This window comes from Alterirhizorhabdus solaris (assembly GCF_007785815.1).
Taxonomy (GTDB): domain Bacteria; phylum Pseudomonadota; class Alphaproteobacteria; order Sphingomonadales; family Sphingomonadaceae; genus Alterirhizorhabdus; species Alterirhizorhabdus solaris.
The window spans coordinates 1-22086 of sequence record NZ_VNIM01000069.1 but is presented as its reverse complement, the minus strand read 5'-3'; the positions used below and the strand labels follow the sequence as shown (position 1 = coordinate 22086).

21 protein-coding genes and 1 tRNA gene are annotated in these 22086 nt (G+C 68.3%); 9 read left to right on the top strand and 13 right to left on the bottom strand.

Features of this window, described 5'->3' with window-relative positions; genetic code table 11:
* Positions 1–640 (top strand): queuosine precursor transporter (locus FOY91_RS15155; protein WP_145153785.1); only part of this gene is annotated, 640 nt, incomplete at its 5' end.
* A 56-nt stretch (positions 641–696) separates the two neighbouring features.
* Positions 697–1662, top strand: a complete 966-nt coding sequence (locus FOY91_RS15150) for a DUF6607 family protein (RefSeq protein ID WP_145153783.1) — start codon at positions 697–699, stop codon at positions 1660–1662.
* A 479-nt stretch (positions 1663–2141) separates the two neighbouring features.
* Here the strand turns inward: FOY91_RS15150 and FOY91_RS15145 are convergent.
* The 3 genes from FOY91_RS15145 to moaA form a co-directional block, all read right to left on the bottom strand.
* A tRNA-Asn gene (locus FOY91_RS15145) sits at positions 2142–2216 on the bottom strand.
* A gap of 78 nt (positions 2217–2294) precedes the next feature.
* A complete protein-coding gene (locus FOY91_RS15140; RefSeq protein ID WP_145153780.1) occupies positions 2295–3071 on the bottom strand; it encodes an NAD kinase in 777 nt (258 codons plus the stop codon).
* Positions 3068–4081 (bottom strand): GTP 3',8-cyclase MoaA, encoded by a 1014-nt coding sequence (gene moaA, locus FOY91_RS15135; protein WP_145153777.1) that lies wholly within the window; start codon positions 4079–4081, stop codon positions 3068–3070. Before moaA ends, FOY91_RS15140 begins: the two co-directional genes overlap by 4 nt.
* A 108-nt stretch (positions 4082–4189) precedes the next feature.
* On the opposite strand from moaA, the gene FOY91_RS15130 reads away from it, so the two are divergent.
* Positions 4190–6241, top strand: a complete 2052-nt coding sequence (locus tag FOY91_RS15130) for a putative bifunctional diguanylate cyclase/phosphodiesterase (RefSeq protein WP_238995723.1) — start codon at positions 4190–4192, stop codon at positions 6239–6241.
* Here the strand turns inward: FOY91_RS15130 and FOY91_RS15125 are convergent.
* Entirely contained in the window at positions 6214–6498 is a 285-nt protein-coding gene (locus FOY91_RS15125) for a hypothetical protein (protein WP_145153774.1), read from the bottom strand. The two genes, FOY91_RS15130 and FOY91_RS15125, sit on opposite strands and share 28 nt — an antisense overlap.
* 199 nt (positions 6499–6697) lie before the next feature.
* Entirely contained in the window at positions 6698–8320 is a 1623-nt protein-coding gene (locus tag FOY91_RS15120; RefSeq protein ID WP_420822886.1) for a putative bifunctional diguanylate cyclase/phosphodiesterase, read from the bottom strand.
* 268 nt (positions 8321–8588) lie between these two features.
* On the opposite strand from FOY91_RS15120, the gene ffh reads away from it, so the two are divergent.
* From ffh to FOY91_RS15090, 6 genes are all read left to right on the top strand, one after another.
* A complete protein-coding gene (gene ffh, locus FOY91_RS15115; protein ID WP_203234587.1) occupies positions 8589–10088 on the top strand; it encodes a signal recognition particle protein in 1500 nt (499 codons plus the stop codon).
* A 26-nt stretch (positions 10089–10114) separates the two neighbouring features.
* Complete coding sequence (rpsP, locus tag FOY91_RS15110) at positions 10115–10516, top strand: 30S ribosomal protein S16 (RefSeq protein ID WP_145153768.1); 402 nt, start codon at positions 10115–10117, stop codon at positions 10514–10516.
* Between the two features lie 4 nt (positions 10517–10520).
* Entirely contained in the window at positions 10521–11021 is a 501-nt protein-coding gene (gene rimM, locus FOY91_RS15105; protein ID WP_145153764.1) for a ribosome maturation factor RimM, read from the top strand.
* A gap of 4 nt (positions 11022–11025) precedes the next feature.
* On the top strand, positions 11026–11763 hold the full coding sequence (trmD, locus tag FOY91_RS15100) for a tRNA (guanosine(37)-N1)-methyltransferase TrmD (RefSeq protein ID WP_145153761.1): 738 nt from the start codon (positions 11026–11028) through the stop codon (positions 11761–11763).
* A 2-nt stretch (positions 11764–11765) separates the two neighbouring features.
* The gene (rplS, locus tag FOY91_RS15095; protein ID WP_145153791.1) at positions 11766–12155 is read left to right on the top strand and encodes a 50S ribosomal protein L19; all 390 of its coding nucleotides are present in this window, start codon (positions 11766–11768) and stop codon (positions 12153–12155) included.
* Positions 12156–12345: 190 nt separating this feature from the next.
* On the top strand, positions 12346–13374 hold the full coding sequence (locus FOY91_RS15090; protein WP_145153788.1) for an aspartate-semialdehyde dehydrogenase: 1029 nt from the start codon (positions 12346–12348) through the stop codon (positions 13372–13374).
* Between the two features lie 35 nt (positions 13375–13409).
* Here FOY91_RS15090 and FOY91_RS15085 read toward each other — a convergent pair whose 3' ends face one another.
* From FOY91_RS15085 to FOY91_RS15050, 8 genes are all read right to left on the bottom strand, one after another.
* Positions 13410–14588, bottom strand: a complete 1179-nt coding sequence (locus FOY91_RS15085; protein WP_145153758.1) for a vWA domain-containing protein — start codon at positions 14586–14588, stop codon at positions 13410–13412.
* Between the two features lie 9 nt (positions 14589–14597).
* On the bottom strand, positions 14598–15125 hold the full coding sequence (locus FOY91_RS15080; protein WP_145153755.1) for a hypothetical protein: 528 nt from the start codon (positions 15123–15125) through the stop codon (positions 14598–14600).
* A 1-nt stretch (position 15126) separates the two neighbouring features.
* Complete coding sequence (locus tag FOY91_RS15075; RefSeq protein WP_145153752.1) at positions 15127–15972, bottom strand: AAA family ATPase; 846 nt, start codon at positions 15970–15972, stop codon at positions 15127–15129.
* A 135-nt stretch (positions 15973–16107) separates the two neighbouring features.
* Positions 16108–16773, bottom strand: coding sequence for a DUF6975 family protein (locus FOY91_RS15070; protein ID WP_145153750.1), 666 nt, complete (start codon positions 16771–16773; stop codon positions 16108–16110).
* Between the two features lie 205 nt (positions 16774–16978).
* Positions 16979–19012, bottom strand: coding sequence for an RNA polymerase sigma factor RpoD (gene rpoD, locus FOY91_RS15065; protein ID WP_145153747.1), 2034 nt, complete (start codon positions 19010–19012; stop codon positions 16979–16981).
* Complete coding sequence (gene dnaG / locus FOY91_RS15060; protein WP_145153744.1) at positions 19013–20878, bottom strand: DNA primase; 1866 nt, start codon at positions 20876–20878, stop codon at positions 19013–19015.
* Between the two features lie 253 nt (positions 20879–21131).
* Entirely contained in the window at positions 21132–21587 is a 456-nt protein-coding gene (locus tag FOY91_RS15055; protein WP_145153741.1) for a hypothetical protein, read from the bottom strand.
* A gap of 4 nt (positions 21588–21591) precedes the next feature.
* Positions 21592–22047 (bottom strand): GatB/YqeY domain-containing protein, encoded by a 456-nt coding sequence (locus tag FOY91_RS15050; RefSeq protein WP_145153738.1) that lies wholly within the window; start codon positions 22045–22047, stop codon positions 21592–21594.
* Between the last annotated feature and the right edge of the window lie 39 nt (positions 22048–22086).

Sequence of the window (22086 nt, the reverse complement as noted above, 5' to 3'; positions counted from 1 at the left end):
GCTCTCCAACGTGCTCGGCGCGGGCAAGGTGGCCACGGTGCCGCTGCCCGGGATCGGCCAGTGGCCGTTCGGCGCGGGCATCCTGTTCTTTCCCGTCGGTTATGTGATCGGCGACGTGCTGACCGAGGTCTATGGCTATGCCCGGGCGCGCCGCTGCATCTGGGTGGGCACCGCCGCGCTTCTCTTCATGGCGTTCATGGCGTGGGTGGTAGTGGCGTTGCCGCCGGCGGCGGACTGGGGCGGGCAGGCGGCCTACGAACAGGTGTTCGGCCAGGTGCCGCGCATCGTGTTCGCCTCGATCACCGCCTTCTGGGCGGGCGAACTGGTCAACAGCTATGTGCTGGCGCGGATGAAGTTGTGGACGGGCGGGCGACACCTGTGGTCCCGCACGATCGGCTCCACCATCGCCGGGCAGGGGATCGACAGCCTGATCTTCTACCCGCTCGCCTTCTGGGGCGCGATGGGGTGGACGCCGGCGCTGGTGGTGAAGGTGATGGCGACGCAATGGGCGCTGAAGGTGGGGTGGGAGGTGCTGCTGACCCCGTTCACCTACCTGGCGGTCAATACGCTGAAACGCCGCGAGGGCGTGGACGTGTTCGACGAGGGGACGGACTTCACCCCGTTCCGCACCCGGATCTAGGCCGTCGCCCGCGAAAACGGGATGCCTGTTGTGAGCGTTTCGCATTAAGAACACGCATGCGCTTCTTTCGACTCACCCTCGCCGCCATGTTGCTGACTGCGGCGCCCGCCATGCCGCTCGCCGCGATACCGCCCGCAGTGCAGGCCGCCCCCGCCGGGCAGGTGCGCGATCAGGCGGCGATCCTCGCGATGGCCGGCACCTACAAGGTGACGTTCGACATGCGCGAGACGGTGCCGTTCGTCGCGGGCTACACGCCCCTGCCGGCCAGGGTGAGCGGCGGGTATGAGGTCGTGAAGGCGATCGCGGACCGGCCGGGGTTCGTCAGCCTCCAGCACATGCTGGTGGTGGATGGCGAGAAGGCGCCCGTCGTCGTCAAGCACTGGCGGCAGGACTGGACGTGGCAGCCGGCATCGGTGCTGGCCTATGTCGCCCCCGGCCGATGGGCGCTGCGCCCCGTGCCTGCCGGAGAGGCACAGGGCGCATGGTCGCAGACGGTGTGGCAGACCGACGACAGCCCGCGCTACGGCGCGCTGGGCCGCTGGCGCTACGACGACGGCGTGGCGCGCTGGACGAGCGAGGAAACCCGCCGTCCGCTCGCCCGGCGCGATGCCACGCGCGCCCCGCCCTACGATCATTACGTCGGCACCAACCGCCACGCGCTGACGCCGGCCGGCTGGGTCCACGAGCAGGACAATGCCAAGGTCGGCACGAAGGACGGTGCGACCGTCACCTTCGTCCACGAGTATCTGGTCAACAGCTACGTCCGGTCCGCCGCTTTTCCGATCGCGGCGGCGGAGGCTTACTGGGCGAAGACGTCGGCCTATTGGGCGACGGTGCGCGCCGGCTGGGATCGCGCGATCGCGGCAGGCAGGGGGCTGCGGCTGGGCGAGGAGGGCAACAACGGCTCGATCACCGGCCACGAACTGATGCTGCTCGCCGACGACGTTGCCTCGGGGGACGTAACGCCGGCACAGGCGACGGTGGATGCGGCCGAGGTGATCGCCAAGGCGACACGGGAGTAGGTCGCTCCCTTCGGTCGACCGGAGGCCGGGTCGATCGTGATCGGGATGCCTGTCCAGCTGGACGCGGGGAAGCCGGAGCGCGCGGTTGATCGGAGGGGACGACGCGTCTGCATCCCCCCCCGCCGACCTTTCGCGCTTGTCACAGGCCGCCAGGGTATCGTTACAGATCGATACGACGCTAGCGCAGTGCGGCGCCCCTTGCCGGCCGTATCCGCTTGTCGGTGCTGGAAACCGCGGCGCCGGCCACTTGGCTCAGACCACAACGATGCTGAAGGCCGCGCGACCCGGCCAAAAGGCAAAGGCGAGGTCGCACGAGCCGTCACGCAGCCCCGTCCGCTTATCGCGGGAGCGGTACGAAGGCGGTCAGGGTCGCCCCGAACATAAGGTGAATGTCATAACGCGCATCTGACGTTTGTCATAACGCCACGCGGACAAAGTCCCGTTGCTGTCGAAAACACCAGCAGAAGCAAGGGTATCGCTGGCTCCCTGAGTAGGATTCGAACCTACGGCCATTCGATTAACAGTCGAATGCTCTACCGCTGAGCTATCAGGGAACGACAGCGAGGCGCGCCTATAGCAGCGGGTTCGCGACGCTGGCAAGGGCAGAAATGCATGGCCCGATCCGGCGGGGTTCAGGTAGCGAACTGTTCCATCGTGATGCGGTCGTCCAGCGCATGTTCGGGGTCGAACAGCAGGGTCAGCGTGCTCGAACGGTCGATCGCGACATGCACGGTGGCGACATCGCGGACTTCCGCCTGATCCGCCACGGCGCTGACCGGGCGCTTGATCGGATCGAGCACGCGAAACATGATTCGCGTGCGTTCGGGCAGGATCGCGCCCCGCCAGCGACGCGGGCGGAACGGGCTGATCGGCGTCAGCGCGATCAGCGCCGAATCGAGCGGCAGGATCGGGCCCTGCGCAGAAAAATTATAGGCGGTGGAGCCGGCCGGGGTGGAGGCCAGCACGCCGTCGCACACCAGCTCGGGCATCACGATGCGGTCGTTGACGGTGACTTCCAGCTTGGCGGTCTGGCGCGTTTCGCGCAGCAGCGACACCTCGTTGATCGCGGGGATCGAGATACGCTCGCCGTCCACCGTCACGGCATCCATGCGCAACGGCGTGACGGTGAAGGTCTTGGCGCGGGCGATGCGGTTTTCGAGCAGGTCGGCGCTCCACTCGTTCATCAGGAAGCCGACCGTGCCGAGGTTCATGCCGAACACCGGCAGGGTGCGGCGGCGGTCGAGCATGCCGTGCAGCGTCTGCAACAGGAAGCCGTCGCCGCCGAGTGCTACGGCCATCGTCGCCTTTTCCACCGGCACCCATTCGTAGCGGTCGCGCAGCAGCTCGGCCGCTTCCTGCGCCTGCGCGGTAGGCGAGGCGATCAGGCAGAGCCGAGGCTCATCGCTCATCCGCCGGTCACGCTCATGTGGCGCGCGACAGCGGGGGCGGCGTCGCGCGTGTCGATGCGGAAGGCGTGTTTCAGCGGCTTGATCGCCATTGCCCCGTCCAGCAGGTCGGCCATCGCCGCCGGCCCGCCGGTGCGCAGCGCCGCTTTCAGGTCCACCTTGTCGTCGTGGCCGAGGCACAGGTAGAGCCGCCCCGACGCGGTGACCCGGACCCGGTTGCAGCCTTCGCAGAAATTCTGGGTGAGCGGGGTGATGAAGCCGATCTTCGCGCCCAGCTCCTCCACCCGGTCGTAACGCGCCGGGCCGCCGGTGCGATCGGGCACGGGCGTGAGCGTGTAACGGCGCGCCAGATCCGCACGCACCGCATCGAGCGGCAGGTAGCGGTCGGTGCGATCCTCCTCGATGGCGCCAAGCGGCATCGTCTCGATCAGCGTCAGGTCATGCCCCTCGGCCGCGCACCAGCGTAGCATCGGCTCGATCTCGTCCTCGTTCATGCCCTTGAGCGCGACCATGTTGATCTTCACCCGCAGGCCCGCCGCCTTGGCCGCCGCGATCCCCTCCAGCACCTTGTCCACGTCGCCCCAGCGGGTGATGTGGCGGAAGCGTTCGGGATCGCGCGAGTCGAGGCTTACATTGATCCGCCGTATGCCCGCCTCGAACAGCGCGGCAGACTGCTTGTCCAGCTGCGTTCCGTTGGTGGTAAGGGTCAGCTCGTCCAGCCCGTTGCCGATGTGGCGGCCGATCATCCGCGCCAGTTCGGGCGCGCCGCGACGGATCAGCGGCTCGCCGCCGGTCAACCGGATCTTGCGCACGCCGCGCGCAATGAAGGCCTCGGCCACCGCCGCCATCTCCTCCAGCGTCAGCACTTCGGCGCGTGGCAGGAAAGTCATCGCCTCCGACATGCAGTAACGGCAGCGCAGGTCGCAGCGATCGGTGACGGACAGTCGCAGATAGGTGATGCGCCGCCCGAAGCTGTCGGTGAGCGATCGGGCGGGGGTGGGGGCGCATGGCATCACCGCGAGAGGTAGGGCGGCGGGTGTCCCGCCGCAAGCGTCGATGATGATTGGCGGGAGGCGCGCGGCCCGCTAGCATCGCCGCGAACACGGGAGCTTTATCACGACATGGCGCGGGCCGAACCTCATCCGGCCGGGGCGCCGCCGATCTTCATGCTCTCGTTCCGTCACCGCGATGCGCTGGCGGCGGTGGCCGGCCGCGCCGGCTGGACGGTGATCGCGGCACGGCGGGCGGAATCGGTGGAGCGCCGGTTCGTCGCCAGTGGTGCGGCGGTCGCGCTGGTCGATGCACGCGATGCCTTCGGTGCCGGCGTGGCGGCGGTCCGCGCGCTCGGCGATGCGGTGGCGGCCAATGCGGCGGCGCTGGTGGTGTTGCTGGACCGGGACGACGTCGTCCGGCTCGATGCCGTCTATGCGGCAGGCGCCACGCATTCCCTGACTTCGCCGTTGGGGGAGATCGAACTGGCGCAGGCGCTGCGCTTCGCCGCCCGCCATGCCGAGCGGCTGGCCGGCGGCCACCGCGCCGCGCGCAGCCGTGCCGCGCTGGTGGAGGGGGAGGCGGAGACGTGGCGCTGGCGGCCGGGCGACCATGCGGTCACGCTGGCACCGGCGCTGGCACGCCGGCTGGGCCATGCCGCCGACCGGGTGCGGCTGGGCGTGGCCGCGCGAGATCTGGGCGGGGGCGGCATCGTCACCGCCCGCCGCGCGGTCGCGCGGCTGCTGGGCGACTGTCGCCCCACCGCCTTCGCGCATGAGGCGCCGGGCGGGCGCATCGCGCATCACCTCCACCTGGCCGGCGACGGCGCGATCGTCGGCCGCGTGGAGAAACTGGACGAGCCGGGTGAGCGGGACGGCCACGGCCGCGACCCGCTGACCGGGCTGGCCGACGCCGCTGCCCTGCGCCGCTGGCTCGACGCCGCCCGCCCCTCGGCCGGCGAGCCGCGCTGCGTGTTGATCCTGATCGGCATCGGCCGGTTCGAGATCGTCAACGCGGCACACGGCAACGCGGCCGGCGACGCGCTGCTGGGCGGGGTTGCGCGGCGGATCGAGCGCGTGCTGGCCGAGGCGACGAGCCACCCCGTCTGCATCGCCCGCATCGCCGGTACGGGGCTGGCCGTGGCGCTCGCCGCCGGCGCCACGCTGGAGGACGCCCGCCGACTGGCGGACATGCTCGTGGCGGCCGTCTCCCGCCCGTTCGCGGCGGAGGGGCGCGTCGCGCGGCTCTCCTGCCGCATCGGCATCGTGGCCGCCGAGGACAGCGACGATGCCGATGCCATGCTGCGCCGCGCCGGCGCCGCGCTCGCGCAGGCGCGCGCCGCCGAGCCGGGGGCGATCCGGGTGCTCGATGCCTTCGGCGAGGCGGCGGCGGAACATCGCGACCGGCTGGAGGCGGATCTGCGCGAGGCGCTGGCGCGCGACGAGATCGAGCTGCTCTACCAGCCGCAGGTATCCATTCCCACCGGCGCGATCGTGGGCGTGGAGGCGCTCGCGCGCTGGCGGCATCCGCAGTTCGGCCCGCTCGGCGCGGTGACGCTGTTCTCCGTGGCCGAGCGCTCCGATTTCCTCCTACCTCTGTCCGCGCATGTCCAGCGCAAGGCGCTGGCGGAGGCGGCGGGCTGGGGGCCGGCGCTGGCGCACCTGCGGCTGGCGGTGAACGTCACCGCTTCCGATGTCGCGCAGGCCGATTTCGCCACGCGCTTCCTCGACATGGTCGACGCCAGCGGCTTTCCGCGCGACCGGCTGACCGTGGAGCTGACCGAAAGCGGACTGATCGAGGATCTGGGGCAGGCGGCGGGGCTGCTGGCGGTGCTTCGGGCCGGTGGCCTGCGAGTGGCGGTGGACGACTTCGGCACCGGCTATTCCAGCCTCGCCTATCTCAAGTCGCTGCCGCTCGATTATCTGAAGATCGACAAAAGGCTGGCCGACGACATCGCCGGCAGCCCGCGCGACCGGGTGGTGGTGCGCGGCGTGATCGAGATGGCGCGGTCGCTCGGCCTGTCGGTGATCGTGGAGGGGGTGGAGAGCGAGGCGCAGCTCGGCCTGCTCGCGGCCGATGGCTGCAACTACTATCAGGGCTTCCTGTGCTCGCCGCCGGTGGATGCGGCCACGCTGGAGCAGCTTGTGGCGGCGCCTCAGGCGGGGCGGCGGGCGGGGGCGTAGCGGCTCGACGCGAAGAACAGCGCCGAGGAGGCGACGGCGCACAGCGCGACCAGCGTCGTTCCTTGCGCGGCGAACCCATCGGACGGCTCGAACCCGCGCCAGCCGATCATCACGGCCAGCGGCAGGCCGAGGCACCAGCCGGCGGTGTGGGTGCGGATCGAGCGGGTGAACAACAGGGCCGCGGCCAGCACCAGCCCGAACGAGGGCAGGCCGAAGAACAGCCCGGCCACCACCACCAGTGGCGCCGCCCATGCCACGCTGCCGAGGCCGAGCGCACCGATCGCCCATGCGAGGAAACCGGCGAGGCTGCCCGCGACGACGCAGACGGCGATACGGGCGGCAAGGGCGAATCGTTCGGACAGGGGTATCGCGCCACCATGGACGCGCGATGGTGAACCGAATGCGACCGAAAGGTTACCGATGGAACTGGGGCCGCAAAAGGCCGCACCGCCTGGCCTAGATCGCCCGGCGCACCGCCTCCGCCGCGTCGTCGGGTGCCGCCGGTTCGGCGCGGCCGCTCGGCAGCAGCGCCTGCTCGGCCAGCAGCGTGCGGACCTGACGGATCGGGATTGGCCGACCGTAATGGAAACCCTGCCCCTTGTGGCAACCGATCGCCTGCAACTGCGCGGCGATGGCGCCGTCCTCGATGCCTTCGGCGGTGATCGGCATGCCCAGGCTGTCGCCCAGCCGGGTGATGGCGGTGACGATCGCGGCGCTCTCGCTGTTCTCGGCCATCGACATCACGAAGCTGCGGTCGATCTTGATCCGGTCGAACGGCAGCGCGCGCAGGTGGGCGAGGCTGGAATAGCCGGTGCCGAAATCGTCGAGCGCCAGCCGGATGCCCTGGTTCTTCAGGCTGCCGATGATGGTGCGGGCCAGATCCAGATCGTCGAACAGCGCGCTCTCGGTGATCTCGATCTCCAGCCGGCGGGCGGGGTAGCCGGTTTCCACCAGCAGCTTCACGATCTTCTGCGCCAGCCACGGATCCTTGAGCTGCGCCGGCGAGATGTTGACCGAAAGGCTGAGTTCGGCATCCCACCCGCGCGCCTGCTCGAACGCCTGCCGCATCACCGAGAGCGAGAGGTCGCCGATCATCCCCGTCTCCTCGGCCACGGGAATGAAGATGTCGGGCGGGATCAGGCCGCGCGTCGGATGCTCCCAGCGCGCCAGCACCTCGAAGCCGAGCAGGCGGCCGGTGGCGAGATCGATCTGCTGTTCGTAATAAGGCACGATCTCCCCGTTGGGGATGCCACTGCGCAACCCGGCCTCCACCGCGTTGCGGGCCTGCAACGCGCGCTCCATGCTGGCATCGAACCACACCAGGCGGTTGCGCCCGGCCTTCTTGGCCGCATACATCGCGATGTCCGCACGGCGCATCAGCGCGTCGCCGTTCGTGCAGTCATGATCCGACCGGGCGATGCCGAGCGATACGGTGACATGCGCGGTCGCCTCGCCCAGATCAAACGGCTCGGCGAGGCGGGCGATCAGCCGCTCGGCGACGAGGTCCACCGTGACCGGGTTGGCCGCATCGTAGAGGAACACGGCGGCGTATTCGTCACCCCCCAGCCGGGCCAGCATCGCATTGGGCGGCAGCAGCCCGGCGATCGCAGCGGCGACATCGCGAAGCAGCGTGTCGCCCGCTTCGTGGCCGTGCAGGTCGTTCACCGTCTTGAACTTGTCGAGATCGAGCATCAGCATCGCCACGGTCTTCCCGCGCTGGCCGGCGCGGCCGAACAGGTTGGCGACGCCTTCCCCCAGCGAGCGGCGATTGAGCAGGCCGGTCAGCGGATCGTGGGTGGCGAGCGTGCGGACGCGGTCCTCGGCGGCGGCACGGGCGCCGGCCTCGCGGGTCAGGTCGCGATAACGCCGCCAGCCGAACAGCATCAGCGCGATATTGAGCAGCACGGCGGTGACCAGCGTGGCGTCCGCGCCCTCGCCGTTGCCGGCGACGAGATCGACGAAGGACGTCATCGCGCGGCTGCCGGTTCCGGCGAAGATCAGGATCGCGGCGAAAGTGATGCCGCCGGTCAACAGGTCGATCCGCGCCGCGCGGACCGGGGAGGGCGCATCCGGCGTCATCATGTCGCCGCGGGTCCGGCGGGGGGCGGCGGTCAAGGCTGGTTCCTTCGCGGTCACCCTGCTTCCCTGCCCGCACAGGCATGTAGAAGCGGTTAAACCTTGCCAGCGGCAGCACGGGCGGCTAGTGCCCGACGCGATCGTTCCGCGATGAACGTGAAGGCAGCGCCCGAGGGTGCACGCCGGCCGGCGAGGTTTCGCCCGCCGGCGTTTTATGCGTTCAGAGCGGGAGGACGAGGTTTTCGGGCGTTTCGCGCCCCGGAGGTTGGTGATGTTCGAAAGTCTGAGCGATCGGCTTGGCGGCGTGTTCGACCGTCTGCGTGGCCGTGGCGCGCTGAACGAGGCGGACGTGCGCGCCGCGCTGCGCGAGGTGCGGATCGCGCTGCTGGAGGCCGACGTCGCACTGCCGGTGGTGCGCCAGTTCGTCGATGGCGTGACCGAGAAGGCCGTGGGCCAGTCGGTGCTGAAATCGATCACGCCGGGCCAGCAGGTCGTCAAGATCGTCAACGACGCGCTGACCGAGATGCTCGGCTCGGACGCGGCCGACCTCGACCTCGACGTCACGCCGCCGGCGGTGGTGATGATGGTCGGCCTGCAAGGCTCGGGCAAGACGACGACGACCGCCAAGATCGCCAAGCGGCTGACCGAGAAGGGCCGCAAGAAGGTGCTGATGGCGTCGCTCGACGTCAATCGCCCGGCCGCGCAGGAACAGCTCGCCACGCTGGGCACGCAGGTATCGGTGGCGACGCTGCCGATCGTCGCGGGGCAGACCCCGGTGGATATCGCGCGGCGGGCGTTGCAGGCGGCCAAGCTGCAGGGCTTCGACGTGCTGATGCTCGATACGGCGGGCCGCCTCCACGTCGATCAGGCGCTGATGGAGGAGATGAGGGCGGTCGCCGAAATCTCCACCCCGCACGAGATCCTGCTCGTGGTCGATGCGCTGACCGGGCAGGACGCGGTGAACGTCGCGACCAACTTCTCCCAGCAGGTCGCGCTTACCGGCGTGGTGCTGACGCGGATGGACGGCGATGCGCGCGGCGGCGCGGCGCTCTCGATGCGCGCCGTCACCGGCAAGCCGATCAAGTTCGTCGGCACCGGCGAGAAGCTGGACGGGCTGGAGCTGTTCCAGCCGAGCCGCGTCGCCGGCCGCATCCTCGGCATGGGCGACGTCGTCAGCCTCGTGGAGCGCGCCGCCGAGACCATTCAGGTGGAGGAGGCCGAGGCGCTTGCCGCCAAGATGGCCAAGGGCCAGTTCGACATGAACGACCTGCGCGCCCAGTTCAACCAGATGAAGCGGATGGGCGGCCTCGGCGCGCTGGCGGGGATGCTGCCGGGCGTGAAGCAGGTCAAGCAGGCGATGGCCAACGGCGCGGGCGATGACAAGATGCTCGTCCGGCTCGATGCGATCATCGGCTCGATGACGCCCAAGGAGCGGTCGAAGCCGGAACTGCTCAACGCCAAGCGCAAGATCCGCATCGCCAAGGGCAGCGGCACAACGGTGCAGGAGGTCAACAAGCTCCTCAAGATGCATCAGGAAATGGCCAACGCCATGAAGAAGATCCGCAAGATGGGCGGGTTGAAGGGCCTTGGTGCGATGATGGGCAAGGGCGGCGGCCTCGGCGGAATGCTCGGCGGGCTGACCGGCGGCATGGGCGGCGGGGCAGGAGGCATGCCGCAACTGCCGCCCGGTGGCATGGGCGGCCTCCCCGGCCTGCCCGGCAAGGGGCCGGGCGGCTTGCCCGCCGGCTTTGACAAATTTCTCAAGAAATAAACCGAACTCTTTGAAAGGAATACAGAATGGCAGTTTCGATCCGTCTCGCCCGTGGTGGCGCCAAGAAGCGTCCTTACTATCGCATCGTCGTGACGGATGCGCGCAACACGCGCGACGGCCGCTTCATCGAGAAGATCGGCACCTACAACCCGCTGCTCGCCAAGGATGACGAGAAGCGCGTGGTGCTCGATGCCGAGCGTGCGAAGCATTGGCTGAGCGTCGGCGCGCAGCCGTCCGATCGCGTCGCCCGTTTCCTCGACGCCGCCGGCGTGAAGGAGCGTGCCACCCGCGCCAACCCGAACAAGGGCAAGCCGGGCGAGAAGGCCGTCGAGCGCGCCGAGGAGCGCGAGAAGAAGGCTGCCGCCGCTGCCGAGGCCGCTGCCGCCCCGGCGCCGGCCGCAGAGGCCGAAGCCTCCACCGAGGCCTGAGCCGATGGAGACGGAAGGTGAGGGTGGTTTCGTCACCCTCGCCGCCGTCGCCGGCGCGCATGGCGTGCAGGGCGAGGTGCGCCTGAAGCTGTTCACTGACGATCCCGCCAACCTCCGCGCCTATGACGGGTTCGAGGCGGGCGGGCGTCGGCTGACGCTGAAGACGATCCGCCCCGGGCCGGCCGGCGCGGTCGCACGCTTCGCCGAGATCACCGATCGCACCGCCGCCGAGGGGTTGCGGGGCACGCCGTTGCGCGTGCCACGCACCGCGCTGCCGCCACTGGACGACGGCGAATATTATCACGCCGACCTGATCGGCCTGCCCGCCGTCTCCACCGGAGGCGATACCCTTGGCCGGGTCGTGACGATCGAGAACTTCGGCGCAGGCGACGTGATCGAGATCGAGCGGCCGGACGGCAAGCGTTTCATGGTGCCGATGACGCGGGACGCGGTGCCCGAATGGGATGCCGAACGGCTGGTGGTGGACGCCGGCTTCGCCGAGTGACGGCATGACCTTCACCGCTACCATCCTCACGCTGTACCCGGAGATGTTTCCCGGGCCGATCGGTCACAGCCTCGCCGGCCGTGCGCTGGCCGAGGGGCGCTGGCACTGCGACCCGGTGCAGATCCGCGATCACGCCGCCGACCGCCACCGTAGCGTGGACGACACGCCGGCTGGCGGCGGGGCGGGCATGGTGATGCGTGCCGACATCCTGGCGCTGGCGGTGGATGCGGCGATGGCGCGGCGGCCGGACGTGCCGGTGCTGGCGATGAGCCCGCGCGGGCGCCCGCTGACGCAGGCATGCGTGCGTGATCTGGCGGCGGGGCCGGGGCCGATCATCCTGTGCGGCCGGTTCGAGGGGATCGACGAGCGCCTGTTCGAGGCGCGGCCGATCGAGCCGGTGTCGATCGGCGACTATATCCTGTCGGGCGGGGAAATGGCGGCGCTGACGCTGCTCGATGCTTGCATCCGCCTGCTGCCCGGCGTAATGGGCGCGGCGCATAGCGGTGATGACGAGAGCTTCGAAACGGGGCTGCTCGAATATCCCCATTATACCCGACCGCGTGAGTGGGAAGGACGCACGATCCCCGAAGTGCTGCGATCGGGGGATCATGCGGCGATCGCGGCGTGGCGGAAGTCACGATCCGAGGATGATACACGGCTAAGGCGGCCGGATCTTTGGGAGCGCCACGAGGGCGCTCGGGTCCAGTCGCCCTCTGGTGCGCGGCGAGAAAAGGAGCGATGAGCATGAATCTCATCCAGACGCTCGAAGCCGAGGCTATCGAGAAGTTCAAGGCGACGAAGACCATTCCGGAATTCCGTCCGGGCGATACCGTCAAGGTCGGCGTGCGCGTCGTCGAGGGCGAGCGGACCCGCGTGCAGAATTACGAAGGCGTGTGCATCGCCCGCGCCAGCCGTGGCATGGGCTCCTCGTTCACCGTCCGCAAGATCAGCTTCGGCGAGGGTGTGGAGCGTGTGTTTCCGCTGTACTCGCCGAACATCGACTCGATCGAGGTCGTGCGTCGCGGTGTCGTGCGTCGCGCCAAGCTCTATTACCTGCGTGGCCGTACCGGCAAATCGGCGCGTATTGCGGAACGCCGCGATCCGCGCACGGCCGCCGGGGCCAAGGAAGCCTGACAAGGGCGTTCCGAACAGACCTCGCAGGCGGCCGGCTCCCCACAGGGAGACCGGCCGTTTGCTTGTCCGGACCACACACTATCAACCACGTCATCCCGGCGCAGGCCGGGATCTCCCGGAGACGGAGCGCACCGCTTCTTCCCGGAGACCCCGGCATCCGCTGGAGTGACGAGAAACGGGAATGGGTATCATGGGCTATCGTGTCGTCGTCGCAGGGGCCACCGGGAACGTGGGCCGGGAGATGCTGAACATCCTCGCCGAGCGGGAATTCCCGATCGACCAGCTCGCCGTGCTCGCCTCCGCGCGCAGTCAGGGCGATGAAGTCGAGTTCGGCGAAACCGGCAAGAAGTACAAGATCCAGAACATCGAGAACTTCGACCCCGCCGGGTGGGACATGGCGCTGTTCGCCATCGGCTCGGACGCGACGAAGAAGCATGCGCCCCGGTTCGCCGCCGCCGGCTGCACCGTGATCGACAACTCCTCGCTCTACCGGATGGACCCGGACGTGCCGCTGATCGTGCCCGAGGTGAACCCCGAGGCGATCGACGGCTACAAGGCGCGCAACATCATCGCCAACCCCAATTGCTCTACCGCGCAAATGGTGGTGGCGCTCAAGCCGCTGCACGACGCCGCCGGGATCACCCGCGTGGTTGTCTCGACCTACCAGTCGGTATCCGGCGCGGGCAAGGCGGGGATGGACGAGCTGTTCGAGCAGAGCCGCAACATCTTCGTCGGCGATCCGGCCGAGCCGAAGAAGTTCACCAAGCAGATCGCCTTCAACGTGATCCCGCACATCGACAGCTTCCTCGACGACGGCTTCACCAAGGAAGAGTGGAAGATGGTCGTGGAGACCAAGAAGATCCTCGATCCCAAGATCAAGGTCGTCGCCACCTGCGTGCGCGTGCCCGTGTTCGTCGGCCACAGCGAGGCGATCAACATCGAGATGGAGCGCGAGCTTTCCGCCGAGGACGCGCAGAAGATCCTGCGGGAAGCGCCCGGCATCATGCTGATCGACAAGCGGGAGGACGGCGGCTACGTCACGCCGATCGAGTGCGTCGGCGAATTCGCCACCTTCGTGAGCCGGGTGCGCGAGGATCCGACGGTGGAAAACGGGCTGGTGCTGTGGTGCGTCAGCGACAACCTGCGCAAGGGCGCGGCGCTGAACGCGGTCCAGATCGCCGAACTGCTCGGCCGCCGGCACCTGAAGAAGGACAGCTGATCGGGCGGCGTCGCTCCCCTGCCCGGGGGCGGCGCCTAACCCTTGCGGCTGAGGCTGCGCATCGCCTCGTCAAGCCCGCTGAGCGTGAGCGGATACATGCGGTCGTTCATCAGCCCGCGGATCATCTTCGTCGACTGGGAATAGCCCCAGTGCGCTTCCGTGGCAGGGTTCAGCCACGCGGCGGAGGGGTAGGTGGTGGTCAGGCGTTGCAGCCACACGGCCCCGGCCTCGTCGTTGAAATGCTCGACCGAGCCGCCGGGATGGACGATCTCGTACGGGCTCATCGTCGCATCGCCCACGATCACCAGCTTCCAGTCGTGGCCGTATTTGTGAAGGATGTCCCACGTCGGCGTCCGCTCGGTTAAGCGGCGGCGGTTATCCTTCCACACGCCTTCGTAGATGCAGTTGTGGAAGTAGAAGAACTCCAGGTTCTTGAACTCGCCGTGCGCGGCGGAGAACAGCTCCTCGCACAGCGTGATATGCGGGTCCATCGAACCGCCGACGTCGAGAAACAGCAGCAGCTTCACCGCATTGTGCCGCTCCGGCCGCATCGCCAGGTCGAGCCAGCCCTTGCGGGCGGTGCCGTCGATCGTCGCGTCGATATCCAGTTCGTAGGTTGCGCCTTCGCGGGCGAAGCGGCGCAGGCGGCGCAGCGCCACCTTGATGTTGCGCGTGCCCAGCTCCTTCTGGCTGTCGAGGTTGCGAAACTCGCGCTTGTCCCACACCTTGATCGCGCGGTTGTGCTTTCCCTCGCCGCCGATGCGGACGCCCTCGGGATTGTAGCCGCCGTTGCCGAACGGGGAGGTGCCGCCGGTGCCGATCCACTTGCTGCCGCCCTGATGCCGGCCCTTCTGCTCGGCGATCCGCTGCTTCAGCGTTTCCATGATCTCGTCCCACGAGCCGAGCGCCTTGACCTTCTCCATCTCCTCGGGCGTCAGGAACTTCGCGGCGACGGCCTTCAGCCACTCCTCGGGCAGATCGACCGCATCGGTGCCGTAGCTGCCCTCGATCCCCTTGAAGACCCGGGCGAACACCTGATCGAAGCGGTCGAGCAGCCCCTCGTCCTTCACGAAGGTAGCCCGCGCCAGGTAATAGAAATCCTCGGGCCGGTTCTCGATCACCTCGCGGTCCAGCGCCTCCAGCAGCACCAGATGCTCCTTCAGGCTGGCGGGGATGCCGGCGGCGCGGAGTTCCTCGAGGAGGTTGAGCAGCATCGGGCGATCCTAGCGCAGAGCGGCGGGGGCCGTTTCCAGCCGGCCGCGCAGATAGGCGTAGCACTGGTTGATCGCGCGCCGGCCGAGCAGCTCGTAGCTGGCCGCTGCCCCACCGCCCAGCGCCGCCGGGATCACCCACGCCCGCCGCGCCATCGCGCCGAGCAGACCGCGACCGGCCACGAAGCGGCCGATCACCCGGCGCGCAAGGTGCCCACGAAAGCGACCGGCGGCCTGCGCCACCGGATTGGCCCGTGCCACCGCCGTCAGCTCCGCCAGTGCCTCGGCCCCCAGCGCGGCGGGGGCATAGGCTGCGACGAGATCGGCGAGGCTGTGGTGGATGCGCGGGGCAAGCTCCGCCGCCTCCGTCGGGGTCAGGCGGAATTCGGCCTGCACGTCGGCCACGAGATCGGCCAGCGCATCGCGGCCGAAACCGAACGGCGCCGCTGCCCGTGCAGCCGCCTTCAGCGCGCGGCGATGAACCATCCGGCGGGCGGCGGCGCGGGCTGCGTCCAGCTCGGCGATCGAGGACAGGCCCATGTCAGCTTCCCTGCCGGCGCGACATGAACGCCAGTCGCTCGAACAGCATCACGTCCTGCTCGTTCTTCAGCAACGCGCCGTGCAGCGGGGGGATGGCCTTGCGACTGTCGGTCGATCGCAGCACCTCCAGCGGCATGTCCTCCGACAGCAGCAGCTTCAGCCAGTCGAGCAGTTCGCTGGTCGAGGGCTTCTTCTTCAGGCCGGGCACGTCGCGCACTTCGTAGAAGATGTCCATCGCGCGGGTCACGAGCAGCTTCTGGATGCCGGGGAAGTGCACGTCGACGATCGCCTGCATCGTCTCGCGCTCGGGAAACTTGATGTAGTGGAAGAAGCAGCGGCGCAGGAAGGCGTCGGGCAGCTCCTTTTCGTTGTTCGAGGTGATGACGACGATCGGCCGCTCCCTTGCCGCCACTGTCTCGCCAGTCTCGTACACGTCGAACGCCATGCGATCGAGTTCCTGCAACAAGTCGTTGGGGAATTCGATGTCGGCCTTGTCGATCTCGTCGATCAGCAGCACGGGCAGTTGCGGGGCGGTGAACGCCTCCCACAACTTCCCCTTGCGGATGTAGTTGGCGATGTCGTGCACGCGCTGGTCGCCGAGCTGGCCGTCACGCAGGCGGGCCACCGCGTCATATTCGTACAGCCCCTGATGCGCCTTGGTGGTGGATTTGACGTGCCACTGGATCAGCGGCGCGTTGGCCGCCCTGGCCACCTCATGCGCCAGCACCGTCTTGCCGGTGCCCGGCTCGCCCTTCACCAGCAGCGGCCGGCGCAGCGTGATCGCGGCGTTGACCGCAACCTTCAGGTCGTCGGTCGCGACATAATCCTGCGTGCCTTCGAAGCGCACCAGCCGTTCCTTTCGCGTCGTAACTCCCCGATGCGATAGGAATATGGCGCGGCGGGCGCAAGCTCAGTGCCTGATCGTCCGAGGTCGAACCGCCGTGCGGTTCGGCCGAGGGCGTGAATCAGGCTTCATCAAAGATCAGTGTGCCTGCCGGGCCTGTCGGCGGGCGTCCAGCAGATCCCACAGCGCGCGGTGCTGGATCATGATCTGCTCCGCGCCGAACAGCATCGCCCGCTCGGTCGCGGGGGTGACGGCGAAGGCGACCGCGACGGCGCGCGTCTCGGAGACGGTGGGGAGGGTGAGCGGCGGCGGCTCGATGCCGAAACGGATCGCGGCGATATCCAGCACCTCGCGCAGCGCCCGCCAGTCCAGCACCAGCGCCATCGCCGCACCCAGCGCGCAACCGTTGCGCTCGGACTTCGCCAGCACCTCGGCGGCGTGGCGCTGGCCGAGCACGGTCGTCTCGGAGGCGGCGTGGCCCGGCGTGCTCGGCTGCGGGCCGGCCGTCACCGCCAGCCGGGTGATGTAGCCACGCTCGCGCGCGAAGCCGCTCACCGATCGCTCCAGCCAGTCGCGCGCGGCCGGCGGGACATATTGCGCCGCCGCCAGATCGACCACCCCCGGCGTGCGGCCGTGAATGAGGCAGAGGTAGTTGGCTGCGTCGGCGAAGTTGCGGGCCGTCTCGTTGCCGGGATAATAAGGCCGGGCGGTCAGGGCGGCACGCCCGGCACTGCTGTCGCTCTGCACGAGCGCCATCAGCCGCTCGGCAACGTCCTCATCGTGATCGGCAGCCCTGCTCGCCATGTCATTCTCCCCGAACGCCGGGTGCGTCCTTACCGACTTGATGAGGGGAGCCTAATAGACAAGCGTTAACAGTGAGTTCACGACCCAATGGATCGAGCCATATCCGATGAGGAAACCATCCGGCCAGACAAGGCGATGGCCCGCGCCCCGACGGGGGCAGCGGGCCATCACATAGTCGCGACAGTCGTATAGCCTGACGATCGACCTACTGGTCGAGGAAGCTGCGCATCTTGCGGCTGCGGCTCGGATGCTTGAGCTTGCGCAACGCCTTGGCCTCGATCTGGCGAATACGCTCGCGCGTGACCGAGAACTGCTGGCCCACTTCCTCCAGCGTGTGATCGGTGTTCATCCCGATGCCGAAGCGCATCCGCAGCACGCGCTCCTCGCGCGGGGTAAGCGACGCCAGCACGCGGGTGACGGTTTCCTTGAGGTTGGCCTGAATCGCGGCATCCACCGGGATGATCGCGTTCTTGTCCTCGATGAAGTCGCCGAGATGGCTGTCCTCCTCGTCGCCGATCGGCGTCTCGAGGCTGATCGGCTCCTTGGCGATCTTCATCACCTTGCGGACCTTCTCGAGCGGCATGGAAAGCCGCTCGGCCAGTTCCTCGGGCGTCGGCTCGCGACCGATCTCGTGCAGGATCTGGCGGCTGGTGCGGACCAGCTTGTTGATCGTCTCGATCATGTGGACCGGGATGCGGATCGTCCGCGCCTGATCGGCGATCGAGCGGGTGATCGCCTGCCGGATCCACCACGTCGCATAGGTGCTGAACTTGTAGCCGCGGCGATACTCGAACTTGTCCACCGCCTTCATCAGGCCGATGTTGCCTTCCTGGATGAGATCGAGGAACTGCAGGCCGCGATTGGTGTATTTCTTGGCGATCGAGATGACGAGCCGCAGGTTCGCCTCGACCATTTCCTTCTTGGCGATCCGCGCCTCGCGCTCGCCCTTCTGCACCATGTTGACGATGCGGCGGAACTCGGCGAGCGCCATGCCGGTCGCCTGCGCGATCTCGGCGATCTCGCTGCGGATGCGCTCGACCGGTTCGGCCTCGGCAGCAGCGAAGGCGGCCCACTTCTTGTCCTGCGTGGCGACGCGCTGGAGCCAGCCTTCCTCGGTCTCGTGATCGATATAGCTGTCGAGGAACGACTTGCGCGGCACCTTGTGACGCTCGGCCAGACGCAGCATCTGCCCGCCCAGCGCGGTGAGGCGGCGGTTGAAGGCATAGAGCTGGTCGACCAGATACTCGATCTTCTGGCCGTGGAACTGCACGCTCTCGACCTCGGCGGTGAGATCCTCGCGCAGCTTCTGATACTTGGCTTCCTCCCGCGCGGGGAAATCATCGCCCACGCCCAGCGCGCCGAGACGGGCGACCTGAACCTTCGAGAAGCTCTTGTAGAGCGAGGTGATCGTGGCGAACTTTTCCAGAGCGAGCGGCTTGAGCTGCTCCTCCATCTGCGCGAGGCTGAGGGTGTTGTCCTCCTCCTCGTCGTCGGACGGGCGCGGCGTGCGCCGCTCGGTCATATTGCCGTCTTCGTCCTCGGTGGCCTCCGGCTCCTCCGGCTCGGCCTCTTCCTTGAACGAGGGGCCGGTGGTCTTCTCGGAGATCTCGTCGCCTTCCTCGGCGCCTTCCACCTGCTCCGGCGTCGGCCCCTTGGACAGCATCGCATCGAGATCGAGGATCTCGCGCAGCTGCATCGTGCCCTCGTTGAGCGCGGTCGACCAGTCGATGATCGCGTTGAACGTGATCGGGCTTTCGCACAGCCCGAGGATCATCGTGTCGCGCCCGGCCTCGATCCGCTTGGCGATGGCGATCTCGCCCTCGCGGCTGAGCAGTTCGACCGCGCCCATCTCGCGCAGGTACATGCGGACGGGATCGTCGGTGCGATCGACCGTCTCTTTCTTGGTCACGTTGGTGAGGACCGGGGTCGCCTCGCCCTCGTCGACGCCGACGACCTCTTCCTCGGCCGCCTCGTCGGTGTGGCTCTGGTCTTCCTCGCCGGACTCGTCGTTCTCGACGATGTTGATGCCCATCTCGGACAGCGCGGACATCGCGTCCTCGATCTGCTCGGACGACATCTGGTCCTGCGGCAGCGCCTCGTTGAGCTGGTCGTAGGTGATGTAGCCACGCTTCTTGGCGCGGGCGATCAGCTTCTTGAGGGTCGCCTCGTTTAGGTCGATCAGCGGGGCGTCGCCGCCCTCGGCCTTTTCAGCTGGTTCGGCCATGTTCGTTTTTGCCATCTATATCCCGCCAGTCGCTGTAGTCGCCGCCACTTCGGCCGCCGCCAGTTCGGCGGCCTGCGCCATATCGATCGAACCGAGTTCGTAGCCCCGCTCCCTGAGCAGGAGCTTGCGTTCCCGGTTCCGTTGCCGTGCCGCCTCAATCGCCTCGTACCGGCCCAGGCCGGTGTCGGCCAGCGCCACCGCGTTCAATCTCGCCATCTCGTCGTCGAGATCGCGTTCCTCGCTGATCATCTCGATCATCGCGATCAGCCGTTCCACCGCGAATGCGGCATCGGCGCCGGGCCGGGTAAACGGAAACCGCAGATCGAACTTCACATCGAAGCGCGCCGTATCGGTCAATGCTTCGGTGGCCAATATGGCTTCGATCCCGTCGGTATCAAGATCGGGCCGTGTGATCGCGACATGCATCAGCACGTCGCGCCAACGGCGGAACTCGTCATGATCGACGCGCAGACTGCCCACCGTCTCCAGCCGGTCCACCGTGATCTTCGGGTATCGGGTCAACCCGTACAGCACCGAGCGGATGTAGAGGCCGGACAATTCCTTCCGGCCGTGCGGCCCGGTGCCGACCACCGCCTGGTTGAGCTGCCCGCGCTCCTGCCGTTTCCAGCCGAAATCCTCGAAGAACAGGCTGGTGAATGACCGGCGATATTCCTCCGCCACCAGCTTGTCGGCGCAGCTGTCGGCCAGCCCGGACAGCCGCTGGCGCAGTTGCGCGCGCGCCTCGGGCGAGGCGGCATCGATCTTCGCGGCTTCCGCCTTGTACAGGAGCGAAACGAGCGGGGCGGGGGCGGCCACCGCCTGCTCCCACGCCGCCACGCCGCCGGCCTTGACGATATCGTCCGGGTCCTGCCCCTTGGGAAGCTGGGGGAAGCGCAGCGACTTGCCGATGGTGAGCGCGGGCAGCGCGCGTTCGGCAGCGCGCACGGCGGCCTTCTGCCCGGCGGCGTCCCCGTCGAAGCACAAGGTCGGCACGTCGATCAGCCGCCACAGCCGCCCCATCTGCTGCTCGGTCAGCGCGGTGCCGAGCGGGGCCACCGCCTCGTCGATCCCGGCGGAGGCGAGGCCGATCACGTCCATATAGCCCTCGACCACGAACAGTCGGTCCGCCTTGCGGCTGGCGGGGGCGGCGCGATCGAGGTTGAAGAGCGTGCGGCCCTTGTCGAACAGCGGGGTCTCGGGCGAGTTGAGATATTTCGGCTCACCCGCGTCGAGAATACGCCCGCCGAACGCGATCGAGCGCCCGCGCGCATCCCGGATCGGGATCATCAGGCGGCCGCGGAAGCGATCGTACGGCTCGCGCCCGTCCACCTCGATCAGCAGCCCGGCTTCCACCAGCATCGGCACGCCGAAGCGATCGAGCGCGGTCTTCAGCTTGCCCCGGCTGTCGGGCGCGAATCCAAGCCCGAAGGCGTCGCGCAGGGCGGGAGAAACGCCACGCCGATCAAGATAGGCACGCGCCGCCGCCCCCTCGATCCCGCCGAGCTGCGCACGGAACCAGTCCGCCGCCGCCTCGGTCGCGCCGATCAGCGTGGCGGCCTGTTCGGCACGCTCCTGCGACTGGCGGTCGGGCGCGGGCATCTCCAGCCCGGCGGCCTGCGCCAGCTCCTTCACCGCCTCGATGAACGGCAGGCCTTGCGCCTCGGTGAGGAAGCGGATGGCGTCGCCATGCGCCGAGCAGCCGAAGCAGTGGTAGAAGCCCTTGTCGTCGTTGATGTAGAAGCTGGGCGTCTTTTCCTGATGGAACGGGCAGCACGCCTTGAATTCGCGCCCGGCCTTGGTGATCTTCACCGTGCGGCCGATCAGGGCGGAGAGCGACGTGCGCGCACGAAGCTCGTCAAGGAAGGCGGGCGACAGCATCATATCCCGACATCCCTTCCGGGCCGGGCGAATCGATCGCGAAACGGCATGTCCGGATTATAGCGTTAGCTGATTTCGGCGCGGGGTTAAAGGTGGGGTGAGGGTGATGGTTGCGACGCGTCGTGCCCCGTCATCCCACTTGGCCGTCATCCCGGCGTCCGCTGGGATGACGAATGGAGGTGAGGTGGGAAGAGGGCCGGTTGGTTAGAGGCCGGGCCGCTGGATCACAGGCAAATCCTCCGGCACGCCCGCCCCCTTAATCCTCCCCATCCAGCACGAACTGTCGCAACGCCCGCGCATCGTGCAGGGCGTTGTGCGGCACCGCGCTGTTGCGCGCGGTTGAAAATCCCGGCGTGCGGCGGAACTCGAAGCCGATGCGGTCCACATCGACGATATCGCGCGTGCCGATCAGCAGCAGGCGGCAGAACAGCGCGATATCCTCCGGCCAGTCCGCCACGATGTACGGGTCCGGGTCGGCGCGCAGATAGGCGGCGAGGTCGTGCGCCGCCGCCACCCGGTCCAGCCGGTTGTCCAGCGCCTGCGGCACCTGATACAGATACGGGATCACGTTGCGCGCCACCCACTCCTCGGGCAACGCGGGCAGCGGATGGAGCACGACGTAATAATCCTCGCCCTCCTCGGCAGCGAGGCCGAGGCTGATGAGCGCGCCGCCGAAGCCGTCGAACTCGGTATCGAGGAAGTAGCGCGCCATCGGGTCAGCCGGCCAGCGCCGCCTTCACCAGCCCGCTGGCCTTGGCCATGTCCAGCTGGCCGGCGAACCGCTCCTTCACCGCGGCCATCACCTTGCCCATATCTTTCACCGACGATGCGCCCAGATCGGCCACCACGCCGGCGATCGCCGCCTTCGCTTCGGCCTCGTCCATCTGTTTCGGCAGGAAGCCCTCGATGACGCCCAGCTCGGCGCGCTCCTTGTCGGCCAGCTCGGTGCGGCCGCCGTTATCGAACATCTCGATCGATTCGCGGCGCTGCTTGCCCATCTTCTGCAACACCTCGGTGATGAGCAGGTCGTCGTCCGGCTGCACGGTGGCGGTGCGAAGCTCGATGTCGCGATTCTTGATCGCCGCCTGGATCAGGCGGATGGCGGCGGTGCGCTCGCTCTCGCGCGCCTTCATCGCGGCGACCAGCGCCGTCTTGATATCGTCTCGAATCATGGGGTCTATGCTCGCGTGGGCTAAAGGCGGGACGATAGC

Coding starts and splice junctions, on each gene's coding strand:
- FOY91_RS15150 (WP_145153783.1), top strand. CDS start 697: ATGCGCTTCTTTCGACTCACCCTCGCCGCCATGTTGCTGACTGCGGCG.
- FOY91_RS15140 (WP_145153780.1), bottom strand. CDS start 3,071: ATGAGCGATGAGCCTCGGCTCTGCCTGATCGCCTCGCCTACCGCGCAG.
- moaA (WP_145153777.1), bottom strand. CDS start 4,081: ATGCCATGCGCCCCCACCCCCGCCCGATCGCTCACCGACAGCTTCGGG.
- FOY91_RS15130 (WP_238995723.1), top strand. CDS start 4,190: ATGGCGCGGGCCGAACCTCATCCGGCCGGGGCGCCGCCGATCTTCATG.
- FOY91_RS15120 (WP_420822886.1), bottom strand. CDS start 8,320: ATGACGCCGGATGCGCCCTCCCCGGTCCGCGCGGCGCGGATCGACCTG.
- ffh (WP_203234587.1), top strand. CDS start 8,589: ATGTTCGAAAGTCTGAGCGATCGGCTTGGCGGCGTGTTCGACCGTCTG.
- rpsP (WP_145153768.1), top strand. CDS start 10,115: ATGGCAGTTTCGATCCGTCTCGCCCGTGGTGGCGCCAAGAAGCGTCCT.
- rimM (WP_145153764.1), top strand. CDS start 10,521: ATGGAGACGGAAGGTGAGGGTGGTTTCGTCACCCTCGCCGCCGTCGCC.
- trmD (WP_145153761.1), top strand. CDS start 11,026: ATGACCTTCACCGCTACCATCCTCACGCTGTACCCGGAGATGTTTCCC.
- rplS (WP_145153791.1), top strand. CDS start 11,766: ATGAATCTCATCCAGACGCTCGAAGCCGAGGCTATCGAGAAGTTCAAG.
- FOY91_RS15090 (WP_145153788.1), top strand. CDS start 12,346: ATGGGCTATCGTGTCGTCGTCGCAGGGGCCACCGGGAACGTGGGCCGG.
- FOY91_RS15085 (WP_145153758.1), bottom strand. CDS start 14,588: ATGCTGCTCAACCTCCTCGAGGAACTCCGCGCCGCCGGCATCCCCGCC.
- FOY91_RS15080 (WP_145153755.1), bottom strand. CDS start 15,125: ATGGGCCTGTCCTCGATCGCCGAGCTGGACGCAGCCCGCGCCGCCGCC.
- FOY91_RS15070 (WP_145153750.1), bottom strand. CDS start 16,773: ATGGCGAGCAGGGCTGCCGATCACGATGAGGACGTTGCCGAGCGGCTG.
- rpoD (WP_145153747.1), bottom strand. CDS start 19,012: ATGGCAAAAACGAACATGGCCGAACCAGCTGAAAAGGCCGAGGGCGGC.
- dnaG (WP_145153744.1), bottom strand. CDS start 20,878: ATGATGCTGTCGCCCGCCTTCCTTGACGAGCTTCGTGCGCGCACGTCG.
- FOY91_RS15055 (WP_145153741.1), bottom strand. CDS start 21,587: ATGGCGCGCTACTTCCTCGATACCGAGTTCGACGGCTTCGGCGGCGCG.
- FOY91_RS15050 (WP_145153738.1), bottom strand. CDS start 22,047: ATGATTCGAGACGATATCAAGACGGCGCTGGTCGCCGCGATGAAGGCG.